We start from the raw sequence: 20,128 nt of genomic DNA on the forward strand, positions 1-20,128 counted from the left end.
AACGGACCCCGCGCCATGGCCCGACTGCCCCGTCTCACGCTGGCTGATCAGCCGCACCACATTGTCCAGCGCGGCAACAACCGGCAGCCGATCTTCATGGACAGTGCGGATCACCAAATGATGCTGGGCCTCCTGGGCGAGAACGCGGTGCGCCACGGGGTCGCCATTCATGCGTACGTCCAGATGGAAAACCATCTTCACCTGCTGGCCACGCCTTCCACGGCTGATGGGCTGCCACAATGGGTTCAGGCAGTCGGAAGGCGCTATGTCCGGTACTTCAATGACCGCCACGGACGCACCGGTACGTTGTGGGAGGGGCGCTACAAGTCGACCCTGATCCAGCCCGAGCACTACCTGCTGGCCTGCATGGCCTACATGGACCTCAATCCGGTGCGCGCCGGGCTGGTTGCGGATGCCCGGGACTACCCGTGGTCGAGCTATGGCCACTACGCCGGGCTGCGCCACGACAAGCTGCTGACGCCGCATCCCCTCTATTGGGCGCTCGGCAACACGCCGTTCGCGCGCGAAGCTGCCTACGCTGAGTTGGTGCGCGCGGGGATTTCCGAGGCCGATCGGGTGCTGCTCACCGAAGGCGTACTTCGCGGTTGGGCCGTCGGCGACCGCCACTTCCTCGAATCGTTACAAAAAACCACAGAACGCCGGATTCGAAAGGCGCGTCCAGGACGCCCCCGTTTGCCGCGCGAATCAAGCTCGTAAGCGCCTGAGCACTAGGTTCAACAAGGGCTCAGTGCTACTGTTTTTGATGTGTCCCCATTTAAATGTTGACAAATATGGGCAAGATTTAATTCAGATCTGACCCCAATTAAACCGTTTGGCATTATTTGTGCAAAGCAATATGCTCCCTTTCCCTGCGAAAACTGAAGGAGCACGCCATGACGACGGCTGCCGAGATCGAGCATCTCCAACAACATGGTCTTTATTCCGCCGCTGACGAACACGACGCCTGCGGTGTCGGCTTCGTGGCCCATATCAAGGGCGAAAAGAGCCACGCTATCGTTGGCCAGGCGCTCAAGATCCTCGAAAATCTGGATCACCGTGGCGCAGTGGGCGCTGACAAACTCATGGGTGACGGCGCTGGCATCCTGATCCAGCTCCCCGATTTGCTCTACCGCGAGGAGATGGCGAAGCAGGGCGTCACGCTTCCTCCTCCGGGCGAATACGGCGTCGGCATGATCTTCCTGCCGAAGGAGCACGCATCCCGCGAAGCCTGCGAGCAGGAACTGGAGCGCGCCGTCAAGGCCGAAGGCCAGGTTCTCCTGGGTTGGCGCGACGTGCCGGTCAACCACGAAATGCCGATGTCGCCCACGGTGCGCGCCAAGGAGCCGCTCCTGCGCCAGATCTTCATCGGCCGCGGCAACGACGTGATCGTGCAGGACGCGCTGGAGCGCAAGCTCTACGTGATCCGCAAGACCGCCAGCGCGAACATCCAGCGCCTGAAGCTCAAGCACAGCAAGGAATACTACGTTCCGAGCATGTCGAGCCGTACGGTCGTCTACAAGGGCCTGCTGCTCGCTGACCAGGTCGGCACCTACTACCTCGACCTGCAGGACAAGCGCTGCGTCTCGGCGCTCGGCCTCGTGCACCAGCGCTTCTCGACCAACACATTCCCCGAGTGGCCGCTCGCCCACCCGTACCGCTATGTCGCCCACAACGGCGAAATCAACACGGTCAAGGGCAACTACAACTGGATGAAGGCACGCGAAGGCGTGATGTCCTCGCCGGTGCTGGGCGCCGACCTGCAGAAGCTCTATCCGATCAGCTTCGCCGGCCAGTCAGACACCGCGACGTTCGACAACTGCCTCGAACTGCTCACGATGGCTGGCTACCCGATCAGCCAGGCTGTGATGATGATGATCCCCGAGCCGTGGGAGCAGCACGCCACCATGGACACGCGCCGCCGCGCGTTCTATGAATACCACGCAGCGATGCTGGAGCCGTGGGACGGCCCCGCGTCGATCGTCTTCACCGATGGCCGCCAGATCGGCGCCACGCTCGATCGCAACGGCCTGCGTCCCTCGCGCTACTGCGTGACCGACGACGACCTCGTCATCATGGGTTCCGAGTCCGGTGTGCTGCCGGTGCCCGAGCAGAAGATCGTCCGCAAGTGGCGTCTGCAGCCCGGCAAGATGTTCCTGATCGACCTGGAGCAGGGCCGCATGATCGATGACGAGGAGGTCAAGGCCACCCTCGCGAACAGCAAGCCCTACAAGCAGTGGATCGAGAACCTGCGCATCAAGCTCGACAGCGTCGAAGCCGAGCCCGTGCAGCCGCTGACGAGCGAAGTCACGCTGCTCGACCGCCAGCAGGCCTTCGGCTACACGCAGGAAGACATCAAGTTCCTGATGAGCCCGATGGCAGCGGCCGGCGAAGAGGGCATCGGCTCGATGGGCAATGACAGCCCGCTGGCCGTGCTCTCCAACAAGAACAAGCCGCTCTACAACTACTTCAAGCAGCTGTTCGCGCAGGTGACGAACCCGCCGATCGACCCGATCCGCGAAGCGATCGTGATGTCGCTGGTGTCCTTCATCGGCCCGAAGCCGAACCTGCTGGACATCAACCAGGTCAACCCGCCGATGCGGCTCGAAGTGAGCCAGCCGATCCTCGACTTCGCCGACATGGCGAAGCTGCGCGACATCGGCAAGTACACGCAGGGCAAGTTCAAGAGCTACACGCTCGACATCACCTATCCGCTCGCATGGGGCGAAGAGGGCGTTGAAGCCAAGCTCGCGTCGCTGTGCGCCGAGGCGGTCGATGCGATCAAGCTCGGCCACAACATCCTGATCGTGAGCGACCGCAACGTCGGTCCGTCGCAGATCGCGATCCCGGCGCTGCTCGCGCTGTCCGCCGTGCATCAATACCTCGTGCGTGAGGGCCTGCGCACCACGGCCGGCCTCGTCGTCGAGACGGGCTCGGCGCGCGAAGTCCATCACTTCGGCGTGCTCGCCGGCTACGGCGCGGAAGCGGTTCACCCGTACCTCGCGATGGAAACGCTGGCCGCGATGCACGAAGACCTCTCGGGCGATCTGAGCGCCGAGAAGGCCATCTACAACTACGTCAAGGCAATCGGCAAGGGTCTGTCGAAGATCATGTCGAAGATGGGTGTCAGCACCTACATGAGCTACTGCGGTGCGCAGTTGTTCGAAGCCATCGGCCTGAACACCGAAACGGTCGAGAAGTACTTCACCGGCACCGCGAGCCGCGTCGAGGGCATCGGCGTGTTCGACATCGCCGAGGAAGCGATCCGCATGCACAAGGCGGCCTTCAGCGACGACCCGGTGCTCGCGCACATGCTCGACGCCGGCGGCGAATACGCCTGGCGCACGCGCGGCGAAGAGCACATGTGGACGCCTGACGCCATCGCCAAGTTGCAGCACAGCACGCGCGCCAACAACTTCAACACCTACAAGGAATACGCGCAGATCATCAACGACCAGAACCGCCGGCACCTCACGCTGCGCGGCCTGTTCGAGTTCAAGTTCGATCCGTCCAAGGCGATTCCCGTGGACGAAGTCGAGCCCGCGAGCGAGATCGTCAAGCGCTTTGCGACCGGCGCGATGTCGCTCGGCTCGATCAGCACCGAAGCGCATTCCACGCTGGCGATTGCCATGAACCGCATCGGCGGCAAGAGCAACACCGGCGAAGGCGGCGAAGATCCCGCGCGCTATCGCAACGAGCTCAAGGGCATTCCGATCAAGATGGGCGACACGCTCAAGAGCGTGATCGGCGAGTCGAACGTCGAAGTCGACCTGCCGCTGAAGGATGGCGATTCGCTGCGTTCCAAGATCAAGCAGGTCGCTTCGGGCCGTTTCGGCGTTACCGCCGAATACCTGTCGTCGTCGGACCAGATCCAGATCAAGATGGCGCAGGGCGCGAAGCCCGGCGAAGGCGGCCAGCTGCCGGGCGGCAAGGTGTCGCAGTACATCGGCGCGCTCCGCTACTCGGTGCCGGGTGTCGGCCTGATCTCGCCGCCGCCGCACCACGACATCTATTCGATCGAGGATCTGGCCCAGCTGATCCACGACCTGAAGAACGTCGCGCCCCATGCGAGCGTCAGCGTCAAGCTGGTGAGCGAAGTGGGCGTGGGCACCATCGCCGCAGGCGTTGCCAAGTGCAAGAGCGATCACGTCGTGATCGCCGGCCATGATGGCGGCACGGGCGCTTCGCCCTGGTCGTCGATCAAGCACGCGGGCAGCCCGTGGGAAATCGGCCTGGCTGAAACGCAGCAGACGCTGGTGCTCAACCGCCTGCGCGGCCGCATCCGCGTGCAGGCCGACGGCCAGATGAAGACCGGCCGCGACGTCGCGATCGGCGCGCTGCTCGGTGCGGACGAGTTCGGCTTCGCGACCGCACCGCTGGTGGTCGAGGGCTGCATCATGATGCGCAAGTGCCACCTGAACACCTGCCCGGTGGGCGTGGCCACGCAGGACCCGGTGCTGCGCAAGAAGTTCTCGGGCCGGCCCGAGCACGTCGTCAACTACTTCTTCTTCGTCGCCGAGGAAGTCCGCCAGATCATGGCGCAGCTCGGCGTGCGCAAGTTCGACGACCTGATCGGTCGTGCCGACCTGCTCGACACCCGCAAGGGCATCGAACACTGGAAGGCGCGCGGCCTCGATTTCAGCCGCCTGTTCGCGCAGCCGAACGTGCCGGCCGAAGTGGCGCGCTACCACGTCGACCTGCAGGATCACGGCCTCGCGAAGAGCCTGGACAACAAGCTCATCGAACGCTCGCGTCCCGCCATCGACAAGGGCGAGAAGGTGCAGTTCATCGAAGTCGCCCGCAACGTCAACCGTTCGGTCGGCGCGATGCTCTCGGGCGCGCTGACCAAGGTGCATCCGCAGGGCCTGCCGGACGACTCGATCCGCATCCAGCTCGAAGGCACGGGCGGCCAATCGTTCGGCGCCTTCCTGGCCCGCGGCATCACGCTGTACCTGATCGGCGATGCCAACGATTACACCGGCAAGGGCCTCTCGGGCGGCCGCGTGGTGGTGCGTCCGAGCCTCGACTTCCGCGGCGAAGCCATCCGCAACACCATCGTCGGCAACACCGCGCTGTACGGCGCGACCACCGGCGAGGCCTATTTCTGCGGCGTGGCCGGCGAGCGTTTCGCGGTGCGTCTGTCGGGGGCGACGGCAGTCGTTGAAGGCACCGGTGACCACGGTTGCGAATACATGACCGGCGGCACGGTGGCCGTGCTCGGCAAGACCGGCCGCAACTTCGCCGCCGGCATGAGCGGCGGCGTCGCCTTCGTCTACGACGAAGACGGCCAGTTCGCCTCACGCTGCAACCTCTCGATGGTGTCGCTCGACAAGGTCCTGACCTCGGCCGAGCAGACCGCGAGCGTGCATCGCAAGGTCTGGCACGACGGCGAGACCGACGAAGCGCGCCTGAAGAAGCTGCTCGAGGAGCACCACCGTTGGACCGGCAGCAAGCGCGCACGCGAGCTGCTCGACAACTGGGCGGTCGCGCGCACCAAGTTCGTGAAGGTGTTCCCGAACGAATACAAGCGCGCCCTGGCCGAGATGCACGACCGCGAGGTCGAGCTCACGAGCAGCGGCAACAACGCACACGCGGGCATGGAACCCCATGCAGCCGCGAAGCCGGTGGCGGCAGTCTGACGCCAATCAGAACGAAGAACAGAGGTAAGCACGATGGGAAAAATCACCGGCTTCATGGAGCATGAACGGATCGAGGAGGGCTACAAGCCCGTCGATGAACGGGTCAAGCACTACAAGGAATTCGTCGTCGGCCTGGACGACGCGCAGGCCAAGGTCCAGGGCGCACGCTGCATGGACTGCGGCACGCCGTTCTGCAACAGCGGCTGCCCGGTCAACAACGTCATTCCAGACTTCAACGACCTTGTCTATCGCGCCGACTGGCAGAGCGCCTTCGTGGTGCTCGATTCGACCAACAACTTCCCGGAGTTCACCGGCCGCATCTGCCCCGCGCCCTGCGAGGCGGCCTGCGTGCTCAACGTGAACGACGACGCGGTCGGCATCAAGTCGATCGAGCACGCGATCATCGATCGCGCATGGGATGAGGGCTGGGTCGCGCCGCGCGTGGCGAAGCACAAGACCGGCAAGAAGGTCGCCGTGGTCGGTTCGGGCCCGGCGGGCATGGCGGCTGCGCAGCAGCTGGCGCGCGTCGGCCACGACGTGACGCTGTTCGAGAAGAACGACCGCATCGGCGGCCTGCTGCGCTACGGCATCCCCGACTTCAAGATGGAGAAGTCGCACATCGATCGTCGCGTTGAGCAGATGAAGGCTGAGGGCGTCACCTTCCGTACCGGCGTGATGGTCGGCGCGGCCAAGGATCCGCTCGGCAAGGGCTCCAAGGTGACGAACTGGGCCAAGGAAACCGTCACGCCCGAGGAACTCCAGAAGGAGTTCGATGCCATCGTGCTGACGGGCGGTGCCGAGCAATCGCGCGACCTGCCCGTGCCGGGCCGCGATCTCGACGGCATCCATTTCGCGATGGAATTCCTGCCGCAGCAGAACAAGATCAACGCCGGTGACAAGGTCAAGGGGCAGATCCGCGCCGACGGCAAGAACGTGATCGTCATCGGCGGCGGCGACACCGGCTCCGACTGCGTGGGCACCAGCAACCGCCACGGTGCTGTCACCGTGACTCAGTTCGAGCTCATGCCGCAGCCGCCCGAGGAAGAGAACCGTCCGCTGACCTGGCCTTACTGGCCGTACAAGCTGCGGACCAGCTCGAGCCACGAAGAGGGCTGCGAGCGCGAATTCGCGATCTCGACCAAGGAATTCATCGGCGAAAAGGGCAAGGTCACCGGCCTGAAGACAGTCCGCGTCGAGTGGAAGGACGGCAAGATGGTCGAGGTCGCGGGCTCCGAACAGGTGCTCAAGGCAGACCTCGTGCTGCTTGCCATGGGCTTCGTCAGCCCCGTTGCGAACATCCTGGACGCCTTCGGCGTTGAAAAGGACGCACGTGGCAATGCCAAGGCCAGCGTCGACTTCATCGGCGGCTATGCGACCAACGTGCCGAAGGTGTTTGCTGCCGGCGACATCCGCCGCGGCCAGTCGCTGGTCGTCTGGGCCATCCGCGAAGGTCGTCAGGCCGCACGCGCGGTCGACGAGTTCCTGATGGGTTTCAGCGACCTGCCGCGCTGAGGTCCTGTTGTTGGGGCGGAACGCCCAGGGAAGCCGGTCGGCGAGCTCCGAACCGGGCTTCCCGTATCATTGCGTTACCGCGAGCCGGGATGTCGAGAGACGCCCCGGCTTTTTCATTGCCATGGATCCAACAACACCAGACACATCGCTCGTCGAATTCCGCCACGTCGCCTTTGGCTACGACTCACGCGCGATCCTCAATGACGTCTCCTTCGCCGTTCCGCGTGGCAAGGTCACTGCACTCATGGGCGCATCGGGCGGCGGCAAGACGACCGTCCTGCGACTGATCGGCGGACAGATCCGCGCGCGGCGCGGCGAAGTGCTGGTCAACGGTCAAGATGTCGGCAAGCTCGATGCCACCGGCCTCTACGCGGTCAGGCGGCGCATGGGCATGCTGTTCCAGTTCGGCGCGCTCTTTACCGACATGAGCGTGTTCGACAACGTGGCTTTCCCGCTGCGCGAGCACACGAACCTACCCGAATCTCTGATCCGGGACATCGTGTTGATGAAGCTCGATGCAGTCGGCCTGCGCGGTGCGCGTGATCTGATGCCCAGCGAGGTCTCGGGCGGCATGGCGCGCCGCGTGGCGCTCGCTCGTGCGATCGCGCTGGACCCGGACCTCGTCATGTATGACGAGCCGTTCGCGGGCCTCGATCCGATTTCGCTCGGCACGGCCGCACGTCTGATCCGCCAGCTCAACGACACGCTGGGGCTGACCAGCGTCATCGTCTCGCACGACCTCGAAGAGACCTTCCGCATCGCCGACCACGTGATCATCCTGGCCAACGGCGGCATCGCGGCGCAGGGCCGGCCCGACGACGTGCGCCGCAGCGATGACCCGCTGGTCCACCAATTCGTCAATGCGCTGCCTGAAGGGCCAGTGCATTTCCACTACCCGGCTACAACGGTCGAGGACGATTTCGGCAACAGCCACGGAGGGCGGGCATGAGTTGGTACCGCCCATCGGACGTCGGCTTCGCCGTGCGTAGCAAGCTCGCCGACCTTGGCGTCGGCGCGCAATTGTTCCTGCGCCTGTTCATCGGCGGCATGCGCAGCTTCCGCCGCTTCGGGTTGGTGCGAGACCAGATCCACTTCCTCGGCAACTACTCGCTGGCAATCATCGCGGTGTCGGGTCTCTTCGTGGGCTTCGTGCTGGGGCTCCAGGGCTACTACACGCTGCAGCGCTACGGATCGTCGGAAGCGCTCGGATTGCTGGTGGCATTGAGCCTCGTGCGTGAACTGGGCCCGGTTGTCGCCGCGCTGCTGTTCGCGGGCCGTGCCGGTACGTCGCTCACCGCCGAGATCGGCCTGATGAAGGCCGGCGAGCAATTGAGCGCAATGGAAATGATGGCGGTCGACCCGGTGCAGCGCATCCTTGCGCCGCGATTCTGGGGTGGCGTCATCACCATGCCGTTACTGGCCGCGGTGTTCAGCGCGGTAGGCGTGCTGGGCGGCTATGTCGTCGGGGTGCTGATGCTGGGCGTCGATCCCGGCGCGTTCTGGGGGCAGATGCAGGGTGGCGTCGATGTGTGGCGCGACGTGGGCAACGGCGTGGTCAAGAGCATCGTCTTTGGCCTGACCGTCACGTTCATCGCGTTGCTGCAGGGTTATGAGTCGCAGCCGACGCCCGAGGGTGTGTCACGCGCCACGACGCGAACAGTCGTGGTGGCCTCGCTTTCGGTGCTCGGTCTCGACTTCGTGCTGACCGCCATGATGTTCAGCATCTAGAGAAACGATCAGGAGAGTGCAAGAAATGCAACGTTCCAACAAAGACATCTGGGTCGGCCTGTTCGTGCTGATCGGGGCAGCGGCGCTGCTGTTCCTCGCCCTCCAGTCGGCCAACCTGTTGGGCCTGAACTTCCAGAAGACCTATCCGGTGACCGCCCGATTCGACAACATCGGCGGCTTGAAGCCGCAGACGGCGGTCAAGAGCGCCGGTGTCGTCGTCGGGCGCGTCGAGTCGATCGCATTCGACGACAAGAACTTCCAGGCCACTGTAACTTTGGCCCTTCAAAGCCGATATAGCTTTCCAAAGGACAGCTCCCTGAAGATCCTGACCAGCGGCCTGCTCGGTGAGCAGTACATCGGCATCGAGGCCGGAGCGGACGAGAAGAACCTGCAGCCAGGCGACGTCATCACCGCGACCCAGTCTGCCGTCGTCCTCGAAAATCTCATCGGGCAGTTCCTCTACAGCAAGGCAGCCGAAGGGGGCAGTTCGCAGAACAACTCCAACAAGAAATGAAACCACGATTTCCTTCCGCTTCGCGTTCCGCAGCCCCTGCTGCCCTGCGCGGAGCGTTGTCCGTCGCCGCGCTGGCGCTGGTGACCGGCTGCGCTACCGGCCCGAACGCCAATCCGGCCGACCCACTGGAGCCGCTCAATCGCCAGGTCGCGCGCTTCAACGACACCGTCGACGACGCGGTTCTGCGTCCGGTGGCCACGGTGTACCAGCGCGTGCTCCCGTCGCCCATCCGGACCGGCGTCAACAACTTCTTCGGCAACCTCTCGGACGTCTGGAGCTTCGTCAACAGCGTTGCGCAGCTGAAGCTGCAGGACAGCGCGCAGACCTTCATGCGCGTGAACGTCAACACCTTCTTCGGTCTGGGCGGCCTGCTCGATATCGCCACCGAAGCTGGCCTCGACCGCCACTCCGAGGATTTCGGCCAGACGCTGGGTCGATGGGGCGTGCCCGCCGGCCCGTACCTGGTGCTGCCGCTGCTCGGCCCGTCGACCTTGCGCGATGCAGCCGCGCTGCCGCTGGACTTCCGGGGCGATCCGGTCAGTTATGTGTCTGAGGTCTCGGTGCGCAACTCGTTGTATGCGCTGCGGCTGGTCGATCTGAGGTCCAACCTGCTGCGGGCCAGCCAGCTTCTCGACGATGCCGCGCTCGATCGATACACGTTCACACGCGATGCTTTCCTACAGCGCCGCCGCAGTGAAGTGCACGACGGTAATCTGCCAGACGACGGAAACTGACGCTGCAAGCGCGCTTGCATTCGGTTGCAGCGCCTCCTTGGCCGGAGGAACCCGGGCAGGTAGGCTCTCTCCAACCGTTCGCGCGAGCGATTTCGTGATTTGAAACAGGGACTATTAATGAACCAGATTCTTCAACGCCGCACCTTCGGGCGTTTCTTGATGGCGGGCCTGCTGCTGGTTGGCGCTGCGGTCGCCTACGTGGGCCCGGTCCGCGCCGCCGAAGACGAGGCGCCGGATGCGCTCGTCAAGCGCCTTTCCGTTGACGTGCTCGAATCCATCAAGGCCGACAAGTCCATCAAGGCTGGCGACCTCACCAAGATCATGGCGCTGGTCGATACCAAGGTCATGCCGAACGTGAACTTCCAGCGCATGACCTCTTCTGCCGTTGGCCCCGCCTGGCGTCAGGCCACGCCGGAGCAGCAAAAGCGGCTGGAAGAAGAATTCAAGACCCTTCTGGTGCGCACCTACGCGGGCGCGCTCGAACAGGTCAGCGACCAGACCGTCAGTGTTCGTCCCTTCCGCGGTTCCCCGGAAGACAAGGAAGTGCTCGTGCGAACCGAAGTGCGCGGCAGCGGCGATCCGGTGCAGCTCGACTACCGCCTCGAAAAGACCCCGGGAGAAGCCGGCGGCTGGAAGATCTACAACATCAACGTCCTCGGCGTGTGGCTGGTCGATACCTATCGCAGCCAGTTCGCGCAGCAGATCAATGCCAAGGGCATCGACGGCCTGATTGCCACCCTTGCTGCGCGCAACAAGTCCAACAGCACCAACCCCAGCAAGAGCTGAGCGAACCATGCTGGTGCTGCCGCCGAAGCTGACCCACGACGAGGCTTCCACTTGCGTCTACATGCTCCAGCGCGGGTTGGCGGGGCAGAACGGCAGTTCGACGGTGGTCGATGCCACCGCGCTGGTTCACTTCGATTCCTCGGCGCTGGCGGTGCTGCTCGAATGCCGGCGGGAGTCCGCAGCCCTCGGGCGCGGATTCGCCGTGAAAGGGCTTCCGCCGCGCCTGCGCGAACTCGCGTCGCTGTACGGAGTTGCCGGCCTTTTGCCGGCCGCGCCATAGAAAAAATCCCAGCCCCGTAAAATCGCCGGCTCCCATGCCCGCGATTTCCTTCCAATCGGTCTCCAAGACCTATCCTGCCTCACGCCAGCAACGGGCCCAGGGAAAACCGGGTCTCCGTGCTGTCGACAATGTGAGTTTCGAGATCGAGGAGGGCGAATTCTTCGGTCTCCTGGGTCCAAACGGCGCCGGAAAGACCTCCCTGATCAGCATGCTCGCCGGTCTCTCGCGCCCCAGCGCGGGCACGATTGCGGTGCATGGCTTCGACGTTCAGCGCGAATACAGCCAGGCCCGGCGCCAGTTGGGCATCGTGCCCCAGGAGCTGGTTTTCGACCCCTTCTTCAATGTGCGCGAGACCTTGCGCATCCAGTCCGGCTACTTCGGCATCAGCAATAACGACGACTGGATCGACGAGCTCCTGCACAGCCTGGGCCTCGCAGACAAGGCGACCGCCAACATGCGCCAGCTTTCCGGCGGCATGAAGCGACGCGTCCTTGTCGCGCAGGCGCTGGTCCACAAACCGCCGGTAATCGTGCTCGACGAGCCGACCGCAGGTGTCGACGTCGAGCTGCGACAGACCCTGTGGCAGTTCGTCGCCAAGCTCAACAAGCAGGGCAGCACGGTGCTGCTGACCACTCACTACCTTGAAGAAGCGGAGGCGCTCTGCCACCGCATCGCCATGCTGAAGCTGGGGCGCGTGATCGCCCTCGACCGGACGAGCGAACTGCTCCGTTCCGCCGCAAGCAACGTGCTTCGCTTCAAGACCGACGGCATGCTGCCTTGGTCGATCGCGCAGCATGCGCGCGTCACGGGACGCATCGTCCAGCTCCCGGCACAGAACGCGCACGAAGTCGAGCAACTCCTGGCTGCTCTCCGTGAAGCGGGGCTCGACGTCGAGGATGTCGAAATGCGCAAGGCCGATCTGGAAGATGTCTTCATCGACCTGATGGCTGGCGAGCAGACACCGTTGGAGGTCGCGCGATGATGGTCAACGCGCTGGGCTGGCGCGCTCTGCTTTACAAGGAAATCCTGCGCTTCTGGAAAGTCGGCCTCCAGACCGTCGGCGCCCCGGTGCTCACCGCACTGCTCTACCTGATGGTCTTCGGGCATGTGCTCGAAGATCACGTCAAGGTCTACGGCACCGTGAGCTACACCGCCTTCCTGGTGCCCGGGCTCGTGATGATGAGCGTGCTGCAAAACGCCTTCGCCAACAGCTCGTCGTCCATCATTCAAAGCAAGATCATGGGCAGTCTGGTGTTCGTGCTGCTCACGCCGCTGTCGCACTGGGGATGGTTCCTCGCCTACGTAGGCTCCTCGGTGGTGCGCGGTCTGGCGGTCGGGCTCGGCGTGTTCGTGGTGACCTCGCTCTTCGCGATGCCCGGCTTTGTCGCGCCGTGGTGGATCATCGTCTTCGCTTTCCTCGGGGCCGCGATCCTCGGCACGCTGGGGCTGATCGCCGGGCTCTGGGCCGAGAAGTTCGACCAGATGGCGGTGTTCCAGAACTTCCTGATCATGCCCATGACCTTCCTCTCGGGCGTGTTCTATTCGATCGGTTCGCTCCCGTCGTTCTGGCAGAAGGTGAGCCACCTGAATCCGTTCTTCTACATGATCGACGGCTTCCGCTTCGGCTTCTTCGGCGTGAGCGACGTGTCGCCGTGGATCAGTCTTGCGATCGTCGGCGGCGCCTGGCTGGTCGTGAGTGCGATCGCGGTGCACCTGCTGCGCATCGGCTACAAGATTCGCGGATGAACCTGCCCCTACGCTGACTGACATCATGACTGCCGAAGAACTTCAATCGATCATTCAAGCCGGGCTGAGCTGCGAGCACATCACGCTCGAAGGCGATGGTCGCCACTGGTACGCCACCATCGTTTCCCCCTCTTTCGAGGGCAAGCGCGCGATCCAGCGCCATCAGCTTGTCTACGCGACCCTGGGTGCCAAAATGCACACCGACGAGGTGCATGCACTCTCGATGAAAACCTACACGCCCGCCGAGTGGGCGAAGCAGGCTTCTTCGCCTTCCCTTTAGACCTCCGCTGGATTCTTCATGGACAAACTTCTGATTCGCGGCGGGCGTACGCTTCGCGGCGAGGTACGCATTTCCGGCGCCAAGAACGCCGCCCTACCCGAACTGTGCGCGGCGCTTCTGACCGATCAACCGGTGACGTTGCACAACGTGCCCCGGCTGAAAGACGTCGAGACCATGCTCAAGCTGGTCCACAACATGGGCGTGGCCGCCGAGCGCGACGACAACGGGACGGTGCGGATCAACGCGCGCTCGCTCGAAGTGCCCGAGGCGCCCTACGAACTGGTCAAGACCATGCGTGCGTCGGTGCTTGCGCTCGGGCCGCTGGTCGCCCGCTTCGGACGCGCCAAGGTCTCGCTGCCGGGCGGCTGCGCGATCGGATCGCGGCCCGTGGACCAGCACATCAAGGGCCTGCAGGCTATGGGCGCCGACATCGTGGTCGAGCACGGCTACATGATCGCGACCATCGGCGGTGGCCGGAAGCGGCTGCACGGTGCGCGCATCACGACCGACATGGTGACTGTCACCGGCACCGAGAACTTCCTCATGGCTGCCGCGCTGGCCGAAGGGGAGACGGTGCTTGAGAACGCTGCGCAGGAGCCCGAGATCACCGACCTGGCCGAAATGCTGATCGCGATGGGCGCAAAGATCGAAGGCCACGGCACCAGCCGTATCCGTATCCAGGGTGTCGAGAAGCTGGGCGGGTGCACCCATCAGGTGGTCGCGGACCGCATCGAGGCCGGCACCTTCCTTTGTGCCGTGGCAGCCACCGGCGGCGACGTCGTCCTGAAACACGGCCGTACCGATCACCTCGACGCCGTGATCGAGAAGCTGCGCGCGGCGGGCGCCGAGGTGAGCGGCACCGACGACGGCATCCGCGTCCGCAGCCAGGGGCGCCTCAAGGCCCAGAGCTTCCGCACGACCGAATACCCGGGCTTCCCGACCGACATGCAGGCGCAGTTCATGGCGCTCAACGTGATCGCTGAAGGCACATCGACGGTGACGGAGACGATCTTCGAGAACCGCTTCATGCACGTCGACGAGATGCTGCGCCTGGGTGCGCGCATCCAGACCGACGGCAAGGTCGCGGTGATCGAAGGCGTCTCGCAACTGTCCGGCGCGACGGTGATGGCGACCGATCTGCGCGCATCGGCCAGCCTCGTGATCGCCGGTCTCGTGGCCGAGGGCGAAACGCTCGTCGATCGCATCTATCACCTCGATCGCGGCTACGACCGCATGGAGTCGAAGCTGCGCGGCATCGGCGCCGACATCGAGCGCGTTGCGGGCCCGGCAGAGGTGCAGCCATGATCACGCTGGCGCTTTCGAAAGGCCGAATCTTCGAGGAGACCATGCCGCTGCTCGCTGCTGCTGGCATCGAGGTGACCGAGGATCCCGAGAAATCGCGCAAGCTGATCCTGGCGACGACGCGCCCGGACGTCCGCGTGGTGCTGGTGCGTGCATCGGACGTTCCGACCTACGTGCAGTACGGCGGCGCGGACCTGGGCGTGACCGGCCTGGACGTCCTGCTCGAGCACGGCAACCAGGGCCTGTACCAGCCGCTGGACCTGCGCATCGCCGCCTGCCGCCTGAGCGTCGCGGTACGGGCCGACTACGACTACGTCTCGGCCGTGAAGCAAGGCTCGCGCATCAAGGTGGCCACCAAGTACGTCGGACTTGCGCGCGACTTCTTCGCCAGCAAGGGCGTGCACGTCGACCTGATCAAGCTCTACGGCAGCATGGAACTGGCGCCGCTGACGGGGCTTGCCGATGCCATCGTCGATCTGGTCTCGACCGGCAATACCCTCAAGGCCAACCACCTGGTGGAGGTCGAGCGCATCATGGACATCAGCGCGCGGCTGGTGGTCAACCAGGCGGCGCTCAAGCTCAAGCGCGAAGCGATCCGGCGTATCGTCGATGCGTTCGAGTCGGCCATTCCTTCCTCGTGACATTGCAATGAACCTGAAAGCCACTCCTCTCCGTCTGTCGACCGCAACGGCCACCTTCGAGGCCGAATTCAAGGCGCGCCTGCATTGGTCCGCCGAGGCGGACGCGGCCATCGAGCAGGTGGTGGCGGACATCCTCGCGGACGTGCAGCGGCGCGGCGATGAGGCGGTGCTGGAGTACACGCGGCGCTTCGACCGACTCGAAGCCACTGGCATGGAGTCGCTGGAACTCACCGCTGCCGAATTGCGCAGCGCCTTCGAATCGCTGCCGGCCGAGCAGCGCAATGCACTCGAGGCAGCCGCAAGCCGGGTGCGCAGTTACCACGAGGCCCAGAAGAAGGCCAGCGGCGAAAGCTGGAGCTACCGTGATGCCGATGGCACGTTGCTGGGCCAGAAAGTCACGCCGCTCGACCGCGTCGGCATCTATGTGCCCGGCGGCAAGGCGGCCTATCCATCCAGCGTGCTGATGAACGCCATTCCCGCGCACGTCGCGGGCGTGGGCGAGATCATCATGGTCGTGCCGACGCCCGGCGGCGAGAAGAACCAGCTCGTTCTGGCTGCAGCACACGTGGCTGGCGTGACGCGCGCCTTCACGATCGGTGGTGCGCAGGCCGTGGCGGCGCTGGCCTACGGCACGGCCTCCGTTCCGGCAGTCGACAAGATCACCGGCCCCGGCAACGCCTATGTGGCGGCTGCAAAGCGCCGGGTCTTCGGCACGGTCGGCATCGACATGATCGCGGGCCCCAGCGAAATCCTGGTGCTGGCCGACGGCACGACTCCGCCCGACTGGGTCGCCATGGATCTGTTCAGCCAGGCCGAGCACGACGAGCTCGCGCAGAGCATCCTGTTGTGTCCGGACGCCGGATATATCGAGCGGGTTCAGCAGGAGATCGATCGGCTCCTTCCCTCCATGCCCCGCGCGGAAATCATCGCTGCCTCGCTGAACGGGCGCGGCGCACTGATCCAGACGCGCAGCATGGAAGAGGCCTGCGAGATCAGCAACCGGATCGCCCCGGAGCACCTCGAGGTCAGCAGCCGCGAGCCCCATCGTTGGGAACCGCTGCTCAAGCACGCCGGCGCGATCTTCCTTGGCGCCTTCACCAGCGAAAGCCTCGGTGACTATTGCGCGGGCCCCAATCACGTGCTGCCGACGAGCGGCACCGCACGCTTCAGCTCGCCGTTGGGCGTCTACGACTTCCAGAAGCGGTCGAGCCTGATCGAAGTCAGCGAGACCGGCGCCCAGGCCTTGGGTCGCGTGGCCGTGACTCTGGCGGAAGGCGAGGGCTTGACCGCGCACGCCGAAGCGGCGCGCATGCGGATCAAGTGATGTTCACCCTCAGACTGTTCCTGTTTGCTGCCCTGGCATTCGCTGCTGCCGGCGCGCAGGCGATGTCCATTCGCGAACTGCGCACGCTCGAAGCCAACGAAAAGGACGGCAAGATCTACGCGAACTACTACCTGGTGGGCGTCATGGAGGGCCTGCGCGAAGCCAGCGACGCCGACCAGCGCGCGGGGCTCAAGCCGCATTTCTGCATCAACGGGCGCAAGTTCGAGCCCGCCATGGCGCGCTCGCTCTACCAGACCGAACTGACGCGCAACGCCGACAACTACGAGGCCGACATGCCGGTGCAACTGGTGCTCGCCTCGGCCCTGCGCAATAGCTACCGCTGCTCGCCCTGAACCGAATGACATCCACCACTTCGACGAACCGCGCACTCGGCCGCATTCGCGCGGACGTGCAATCGATGCACGCCTATGCCGTCCAGGACGCCCGAGGCATGCTCAAGCTCGACGCCATGGAGAACCCGCATGGCCTGCCGCCCGCGCTGCAAGCCGCGCTGGGCCAGCGCTTGGGAGCGCTCGCGCTCAACCGTTACCCGGGCCCGCGCAGCGCCGACCTGCAGCGCGCCCTGGCCGAACACGCTGCCATGCCCGAAGGTTTCTCGCTGATGCTGGGCAATGGTTCGGATGAACTGATTTCCCTGCTGGCCATGGCCTGCGATCTGCCCGGTGCGGCCATCCTCGCGCCGGTGCCCGGCTTCGTGATGTACGCGATGAGCGCGCAACTCCAAGGGCTGCGATTCGTCGGTGTGCCGCTGACCGCGGACTTCGAGCTCGACGAGCGCGCAATGCTCGAAGCCATCGCGCGCGAAAAGCCCGCCATCGTCTACCTCGCCTATCCGAACAACCCGACGGCCAATCTCTGGGACGACGCGGCGATCGAGCGGATCGTCGAGGCGCAAGGCGAGCAGGGAGGTCTGGTCGTCATCGACGAGGCCTACCAGCCGTTCGCCGGCAAGAGCTACATCGACCGCGTGACGCGCCACGATCATGTGTTGCTGATGAGGACGATGAGCAAGTTCGGACTTGCAGGCGTGCGGCTCGGCTACATGATGGGCCCCTCCGCACTGGTTGCCGAGATCGACAAGGTCCGCCCGCCCTACAACATCAGCGTGCTGAACTGCGAGTGCGCCCTGTTCGCCCTGGAGCACGCCGACGTGTTCGCCAAGCAGGCGGCCGACATCCGCAGCCAGCGTGCCCGGATCTTCGAGGCGCTCGGACGGATGCCCGCCGTGAAGAGCTGGCCGAGCGAAGCGAACATGATCCTGATCCGTGTACCCGATGCCGCCAGGACTTTCGAGGGCATGCGGGCTGCCGGCGTGCTGGTCAAGAACGTTTCTAAAATGCACCCATTGCTCGCGAACTGCCTGCGGCTGACTGTCGGAACCGCCGACGAGAACGCCCGGATGATCGCGGCGCTGGAATCCTCACTATGAACACCCCCACGGCCCCCGAAGCAGTCATCGCCGCCGGTGCGCGCACGGCAACCGTCACCCGCAACACGGCCGAGACCAAGATCACGGTCCACGTCAACCTCGACGGCACTGGCAAGGCCAATCTGTCGACGGGCATCGGCTTCTTCGATCACATGCTCGACCAGATCGCCCGCCACGGGCTGATCGACCTGGATATCGACTGCAAGGGCGACCTGCACATCGACGGCCATCACACCGTCGAAGATGTCGGCATCACGCTCGGGCAAGCGGTCGCCAAGGCCGTCGGCGACAAGAAGGGCATCCGCCGCTACGGGCACGCGTACGTGCCGCTCGACGAAGCGCTCAGCCGGGTGGTGATCGACTTTTCGGGCCGCCCGGGCCTCGTGATGGACGTGCCCTTCACGAGCGGGATGATCGGCACCTTCGACACGCAACTCACCTCCGAGTTTTTCCACGGCTTCGTCAATCACGCATTCGTCACGCTGCACATCGACAACCTGAAGGGCGTCAACGCGCACCATCAGTGCGAGACGGTGTTCAAGGCCTTCGCCCGGGCGCTGCGCGAGGCGCTGGAGCTCGATCCGCGTTCGGCGGGCGTCATTCCTTCCACCAAGGGATCGCTCTGAACTGGAACCGTTGCTGCGCGGAGACTCATCCATGACGAAGAACACTGTCGCTGTGATCGACTACGGCATGGGCAACCTGCGGTCGGTGTCGCAGGCGGTCCAGCATGCGGCCGATCAGGTCGGGGTGGAGGTGTTCGTCACTTCCGATCCGGACGTGGTGCGTCGCGCAACCCGCGTCGTACTGCCGGGGCAGGGCGCCATGCCCGACTGCATGCGCGAGCTGCGCGATTCGGGCCTCCTGGAGTCCGTGCTAGAAGCGGCGGCGAGCAAGCCGTTGTTCGGCGTCTGCGTCGGCATGCAGATGCTGCTGTCCCGCAGCGACGAGGGCCCGACGAATGGGCTCGGTCTCATCCCCGGCGAGGTCCGGAAGTTCGAGCTGGAGGGGCGCAAGCAGCCCGACGGCAGCCGCTACAAGGTCCCGCAGATGGGCTGGAACCAGGTCGTTCAGACGCGGCCGCATCCGGTGTGGGCCGGCGTGCCTGACCAGAGCTACTTCTATTTTGTGCACAGCTTTTACGCGAAGCCCGCCGACCGCGCCCACAGTGTGGGGGAGGCGGACTACGGCGACCGCTTTACCGCCGCGGTCGCACGCGATAACATTTTTGCCACCCAGTTCCACCCCGAGAAGAGCGCGGACCATGGGTTGCAGCTCTATCGAAATTTCCTCCACTGGAATCCTTGAGACAGTAGACGCATCGACCGACAGGTCCGGGCTGCGGATGTGCGCGCCCGATTCTGGGTACGATCCCGCCTTTCATTCCCTCTCCCCACCCAGATTTCCCGCGATTCAATCGCTCGTCCCAAGCAATCCCGCACCATGCTCCTCATTCCTGCGATCGACCTCAAAGATGGCCATTGCGTCCGCCTCAAGCAGGGCGATATGGACCAGTCGACCACGTTCAGCGAAGATCCCGCCGCGATGGCGCGCAAGTGGCTGGAAGCCGGTGCAAGGCGGCTGCACCTCGTCGACCTGAACGGCGCGTTCGCGGGCAAACCGCAGAATCATGCGGCGATCAAGGCCATCCTCCGGGAAGTGGGCGATGACATCCCCGTGCAGCTCGGCGGCGGCATTCGTGACCTGGACACCATCGAACGGTACATCGACGATGGCCTGCGCTACGTGATCATCGGCACCGCCGCGGTCAAGAACCCTGGCTTCCTCAAGGATGCGTGCAGCGCCTTCGGCGGCCACATCATCGTCGGCCTGGACGCCAAGGACGGCAAGGTGGCGACGGACGGCTGGAGCAAGCTGACCGGCCACGAAGTGGCCGACCTGGGCAAGAAGTTCGAGGACTACGGCGTCGAGTCGATCATCTACACCGACATCGGCCGCGACGGCATGCTCTCGGGCATCAACATCGACGCCACGGTGCGTCTGGCGCAGGCGCTCACGATTCCGGTCATCGCATCGGGCGGCCTGTCGAACATGGCCGACATCGAGAAGCTCTGCGCCATCGAGAACGAAGGCGTCGAAGGCGTGATCTGCGGCCGGGCGATCTATTCCGGCGATCTCGACTTTGCCGCTGCGCAGGCCCGCGCCGACGAACTGGCCGACGCGGCCTGACGCCT

At 64.6% G+C, this 20,128-nt stretch carries 20 protein-coding genes; all 20 read left to right on the forward strand.

The window, feature by feature from the left end:
• The first annotated feature begins 15 nt into the window (after positions 1 to 15).
• The 20 genes from FHW64_RS08555 to hisA all read left to right on the forward strand — a co-directional run bounded on the left by FHW64_RS08555 (position 16) and on the right by hisA (position 20,123).
• The gene (locus FHW64_RS08555; RefSeq protein WP_184525053.1) at positions 16 to 717 is read left to right on the forward strand and encodes a transposase; all 702 of its coding nucleotides are present in this window, start codon (positions 16 to 18) and stop codon (positions 715 to 717) included.
• A 176-nt stretch (positions 718 to 893) separates the two neighbouring features.
• Positions 894 to 5,636, forward strand: coding sequence for a glutamate synthase-related protein (locus FHW64_RS08560; protein WP_184525055.1), 4,743 nt, complete (start codon positions 894 to 896; stop codon positions 5,634 to 5,636).
• Positions 5,637 to 5,669: 33 nt separating this feature from the next.
• On the forward strand, positions 5,670 to 7,148 hold the full coding sequence (locus tag FHW64_RS08565; RefSeq protein WP_184525057.1) for a glutamate synthase subunit beta: 1,479 nt from the start codon (positions 5,670 to 5,672) through the stop codon (positions 7,146 to 7,148).
• Positions 7,149 to 7,269: 121 nt separating this feature from the next.
• Positions 7,270 to 8,097, forward strand: a complete 828-nt coding sequence (locus FHW64_RS08570; protein WP_184525059.1) for an ABC transporter ATP-binding protein — start codon at positions 7,270 to 7,272, stop codon at positions 8,095 to 8,097.
• On the forward strand, positions 8,094 to 8,876 hold the full coding sequence (gene mlaE, locus FHW64_RS08575; RefSeq protein WP_184525061.1) for a lipid asymmetry maintenance ABC transporter permease subunit MlaE: 783 nt from the start codon (positions 8,094 to 8,096) through the stop codon (positions 8,874 to 8,876). Before FHW64_RS08570 ends, mlaE begins: the two co-directional genes overlap by 4 nt.
• Positions 8,877 to 8,901: 25 nt before the next feature.
• Positions 8,902 to 9,390, forward strand: a complete 489-nt coding sequence (gene mlaD / locus FHW64_RS08580; RefSeq protein WP_184525063.1) for an outer membrane lipid asymmetry maintenance protein MlaD — start codon at positions 8,902 to 8,904, stop codon at positions 9,388 to 9,390.
• Complete coding sequence (locus FHW64_RS08585) at positions 9,387 to 10,124, forward strand: VacJ family lipoprotein (RefSeq protein ID WP_184525065.1); 738 nt, start codon at positions 9,387 to 9,389, stop codon at positions 10,122 to 10,124. The genes mlaD and FHW64_RS08585 overlap by 4 nt, the downstream gene beginning before the upstream one ends.
• 117 nt (positions 10,125 to 10,241) lie before the next feature.
• Entirely contained in the window at positions 10,242 to 10,910 is a 669-nt protein-coding gene (locus FHW64_RS08590) for a phospholipid-binding protein MlaC (RefSeq protein ID WP_184525067.1), read from the forward strand.
• A 7-nt stretch (positions 10,911 to 10,917) separates the two neighbouring features.
• Positions 10,918 to 11,190, forward strand: a complete 273-nt coding sequence (locus tag FHW64_RS08595; RefSeq protein ID WP_184525069.1) for a lipid asymmetry maintenance protein MlaB — start codon at positions 10,918 to 10,920, stop codon at positions 11,188 to 11,190.
• 34 nt (positions 11,191 to 11,224) lie between these two features.
• Positions 11,225 to 12,172 (forward strand): ABC transporter ATP-binding protein, encoded by a 948-nt coding sequence (locus FHW64_RS08600; RefSeq protein ID WP_184525071.1) that lies wholly within the window; start codon positions 11,225 to 11,227, stop codon positions 12,170 to 12,172.
• Positions 12,172 to 12,936: an ABC transporter permease gene (locus FHW64_RS08605; protein ID WP_184526274.1), complete on the forward strand. Its 765-nt coding sequence runs from the start codon at positions 12,172 to 12,174 to the stop codon at positions 12,934 to 12,936. Before FHW64_RS08600 ends, FHW64_RS08605 begins: the two co-directional genes overlap by 1 nt.
• A 25-nt stretch (positions 12,937 to 12,961) precedes the next feature.
• Complete coding sequence (locus FHW64_RS08610) at positions 12,962 to 13,216, forward strand: BolA family protein (RefSeq protein WP_184525073.1); 255 nt, start codon at positions 12,962 to 12,964, stop codon at positions 13,214 to 13,216.
• A gap of 18 nt (positions 13,217 to 13,234) precedes the next feature.
• Positions 13,235 to 14,521 (forward strand): UDP-N-acetylglucosamine 1-carboxyvinyltransferase, encoded by a 1,287-nt coding sequence (gene murA, locus FHW64_RS08615; RefSeq protein ID WP_184525075.1) that lies wholly within the window; start codon positions 13,235 to 13,237, stop codon positions 14,519 to 14,521.
• Positions 14,518 to 15,159 (forward strand): ATP phosphoribosyltransferase, encoded by a 642-nt coding sequence (hisG, locus tag FHW64_RS08620; protein WP_184525077.1) that lies wholly within the window; start codon positions 14,518 to 14,520, stop codon positions 15,157 to 15,159. Before murA ends, hisG begins: the two co-directional genes overlap by 4 nt.
• A gap of 7 nt (positions 15,160 to 15,166) precedes the next feature.
• On the forward strand, positions 15,167 to 16,483 hold the full coding sequence (gene hisD / locus FHW64_RS08625) for a histidinol dehydrogenase (RefSeq protein WP_184525079.1): 1,317 nt from the start codon (positions 15,167 to 15,169) through the stop codon (positions 16,481 to 16,483).
• Entirely contained in the window at positions 16,483 to 16,836 is a 354-nt protein-coding gene (locus FHW64_RS08630; RefSeq protein ID WP_184525081.1) for a hypothetical protein, read from the forward strand. Before hisD ends, FHW64_RS08630 begins: the two co-directional genes overlap by 1 nt.
• Before the next feature lie 5 nt (positions 16,837 to 16,841).
• Positions 16,842 to 17,933, forward strand: coding sequence for a histidinol-phosphate transaminase (gene hisC, locus FHW64_RS08635; protein WP_184525083.1), 1,092 nt, complete (start codon positions 16,842 to 16,844; stop codon positions 17,931 to 17,933).
• Positions 17,930 to 18,559: an imidazoleglycerol-phosphate dehydratase HisB gene (gene hisB, locus FHW64_RS08640; protein WP_184525085.1), complete on the forward strand. Its 630-nt coding sequence runs from the start codon at positions 17,930 to 17,932 to the stop codon at positions 18,557 to 18,559. Before hisC ends, hisB begins: the two co-directional genes overlap by 4 nt.
• A 31-nt stretch (positions 18,560 to 18,590) precedes the next feature.
• Positions 18,591 to 19,241: an imidazole glycerol phosphate synthase subunit HisH gene (gene hisH, locus FHW64_RS08645; protein WP_184525087.1), complete on the forward strand. Its 651-nt coding sequence runs from the start codon at positions 18,591 to 18,593 to the stop codon at positions 19,239 to 19,241.
• A 135-nt stretch (positions 19,242 to 19,376) separates the two neighbouring features.
• Positions 19,377 to 20,123 (forward strand): 1-(5-phosphoribosyl)-5-[(5-phosphoribosylamino)methylideneamino]imidazole-4-carboxamide isomerase, encoded by a 747-nt coding sequence (gene hisA, locus FHW64_RS08650; protein WP_184525089.1) that lies wholly within the window; start codon positions 19,377 to 19,379, stop codon positions 20,121 to 20,123.
• Positions 20,124 to 20,128 lie beyond the last annotated feature (5 nt).

Origin of the sequence: Variovorax sp. Sphag1AA (genome assembly GCF_014192575.1) — a bacterium.
Classification (GTDB): Bacteria; Pseudomonadota; Gammaproteobacteria; order Burkholderiales; family Burkholderiaceae_C; genus Variovorax.

Bases quoted from the DNA above. Each gene is read 5' to 3' on its own strand.
- FHW64_RS08555 (WP_184525053.1), top strand. From the start codon at position 16: ATGGCCCGACTGCCCCGTCTCACGCTGGCTGATCAGCCGCACCACATT.
- FHW64_RS08560 (WP_184525055.1), top strand. From the start codon at position 894: ATGACGACGGCTGCCGAGATCGAGCATCTCCAACAACATGGTCTTTAT.
- FHW64_RS08565 (WP_184525057.1), top strand. From the start codon at position 5,670: ATGGGAAAAATCACCGGCTTCATGGAGCATGAACGGATCGAGGAGGGC.
- FHW64_RS08570 (WP_184525059.1), top strand. From the start codon at position 7,270: ATGGATCCAACAACACCAGACACATCGCTCGTCGAATTCCGCCACGTC.
- mlaE (WP_184525061.1), top strand. From the start codon at position 8,094: ATGAGTTGGTACCGCCCATCGGACGTCGGCTTCGCCGTGCGTAGCAAG.
- mlaD (WP_184525063.1), top strand. From the start codon at position 8,902: ATGCAACGTTCCAACAAAGACATCTGGGTCGGCCTGTTCGTGCTGATC.
- FHW64_RS08585 (WP_184525065.1), top strand. From the start codon at position 9,387: ATGAAACCACGATTTCCTTCCGCTTCGCGTTCCGCAGCCCCTGCTGCC.
- FHW64_RS08590 (WP_184525067.1), top strand. From the start codon at position 10,242: ATGAACCAGATTCTTCAACGCCGCACCTTCGGGCGTTTCTTGATGGCG.
- FHW64_RS08595 (WP_184525069.1), top strand. From the start codon at position 10,918: ATGCTGGTGCTGCCGCCGAAGCTGACCCACGACGAGGCTTCCACTTGC.
- FHW64_RS08600 (WP_184525071.1), top strand. From the start codon at position 11,225: ATGCCCGCGATTTCCTTCCAATCGGTCTCCAAGACCTATCCTGCCTCA.
- FHW64_RS08605 (WP_184526274.1), top strand. From the start codon at position 12,172: ATGGTCAACGCGCTGGGCTGGCGCGCTCTGCTTTACAAGGAAATCCTG.
- FHW64_RS08610 (WP_184525073.1), top strand. From the start codon at position 12,962: ATGACTGCCGAAGAACTTCAATCGATCATTCAAGCCGGGCTGAGCTGC.
- murA (WP_184525075.1), top strand. From the start codon at position 13,235: ATGGACAAACTTCTGATTCGCGGCGGGCGTACGCTTCGCGGCGAGGTA.
- hisG (WP_184525077.1), top strand. From the start codon at position 14,518: ATGATCACGCTGGCGCTTTCGAAAGGCCGAATCTTCGAGGAGACCATG.
- hisD (WP_184525079.1), top strand. From the start codon at position 15,167: ATGAACCTGAAAGCCACTCCTCTCCGTCTGTCGACCGCAACGGCCACC.
- FHW64_RS08630 (WP_184525081.1), top strand. From the start codon at position 16,483: ATGTTCACCCTCAGACTGTTCCTGTTTGCTGCCCTGGCATTCGCTGCT.
- hisC (WP_184525083.1), top strand. From the start codon at position 16,842: ATGACATCCACCACTTCGACGAACCGCGCACTCGGCCGCATTCGCGCG.
- hisB (WP_184525085.1), top strand. From the start codon at position 17,930: ATGAACACCCCCACGGCCCCCGAAGCAGTCATCGCCGCCGGTGCGCGC.
- hisH (WP_184525087.1), top strand. From the start codon at position 18,591: ATGACGAAGAACACTGTCGCTGTGATCGACTACGGCATGGGCAACCTG.
- hisA (WP_184525089.1), top strand. From the start codon at position 19,377: ATGCTCCTCATTCCTGCGATCGACCTCAAAGATGGCCATTGCGTCCGC.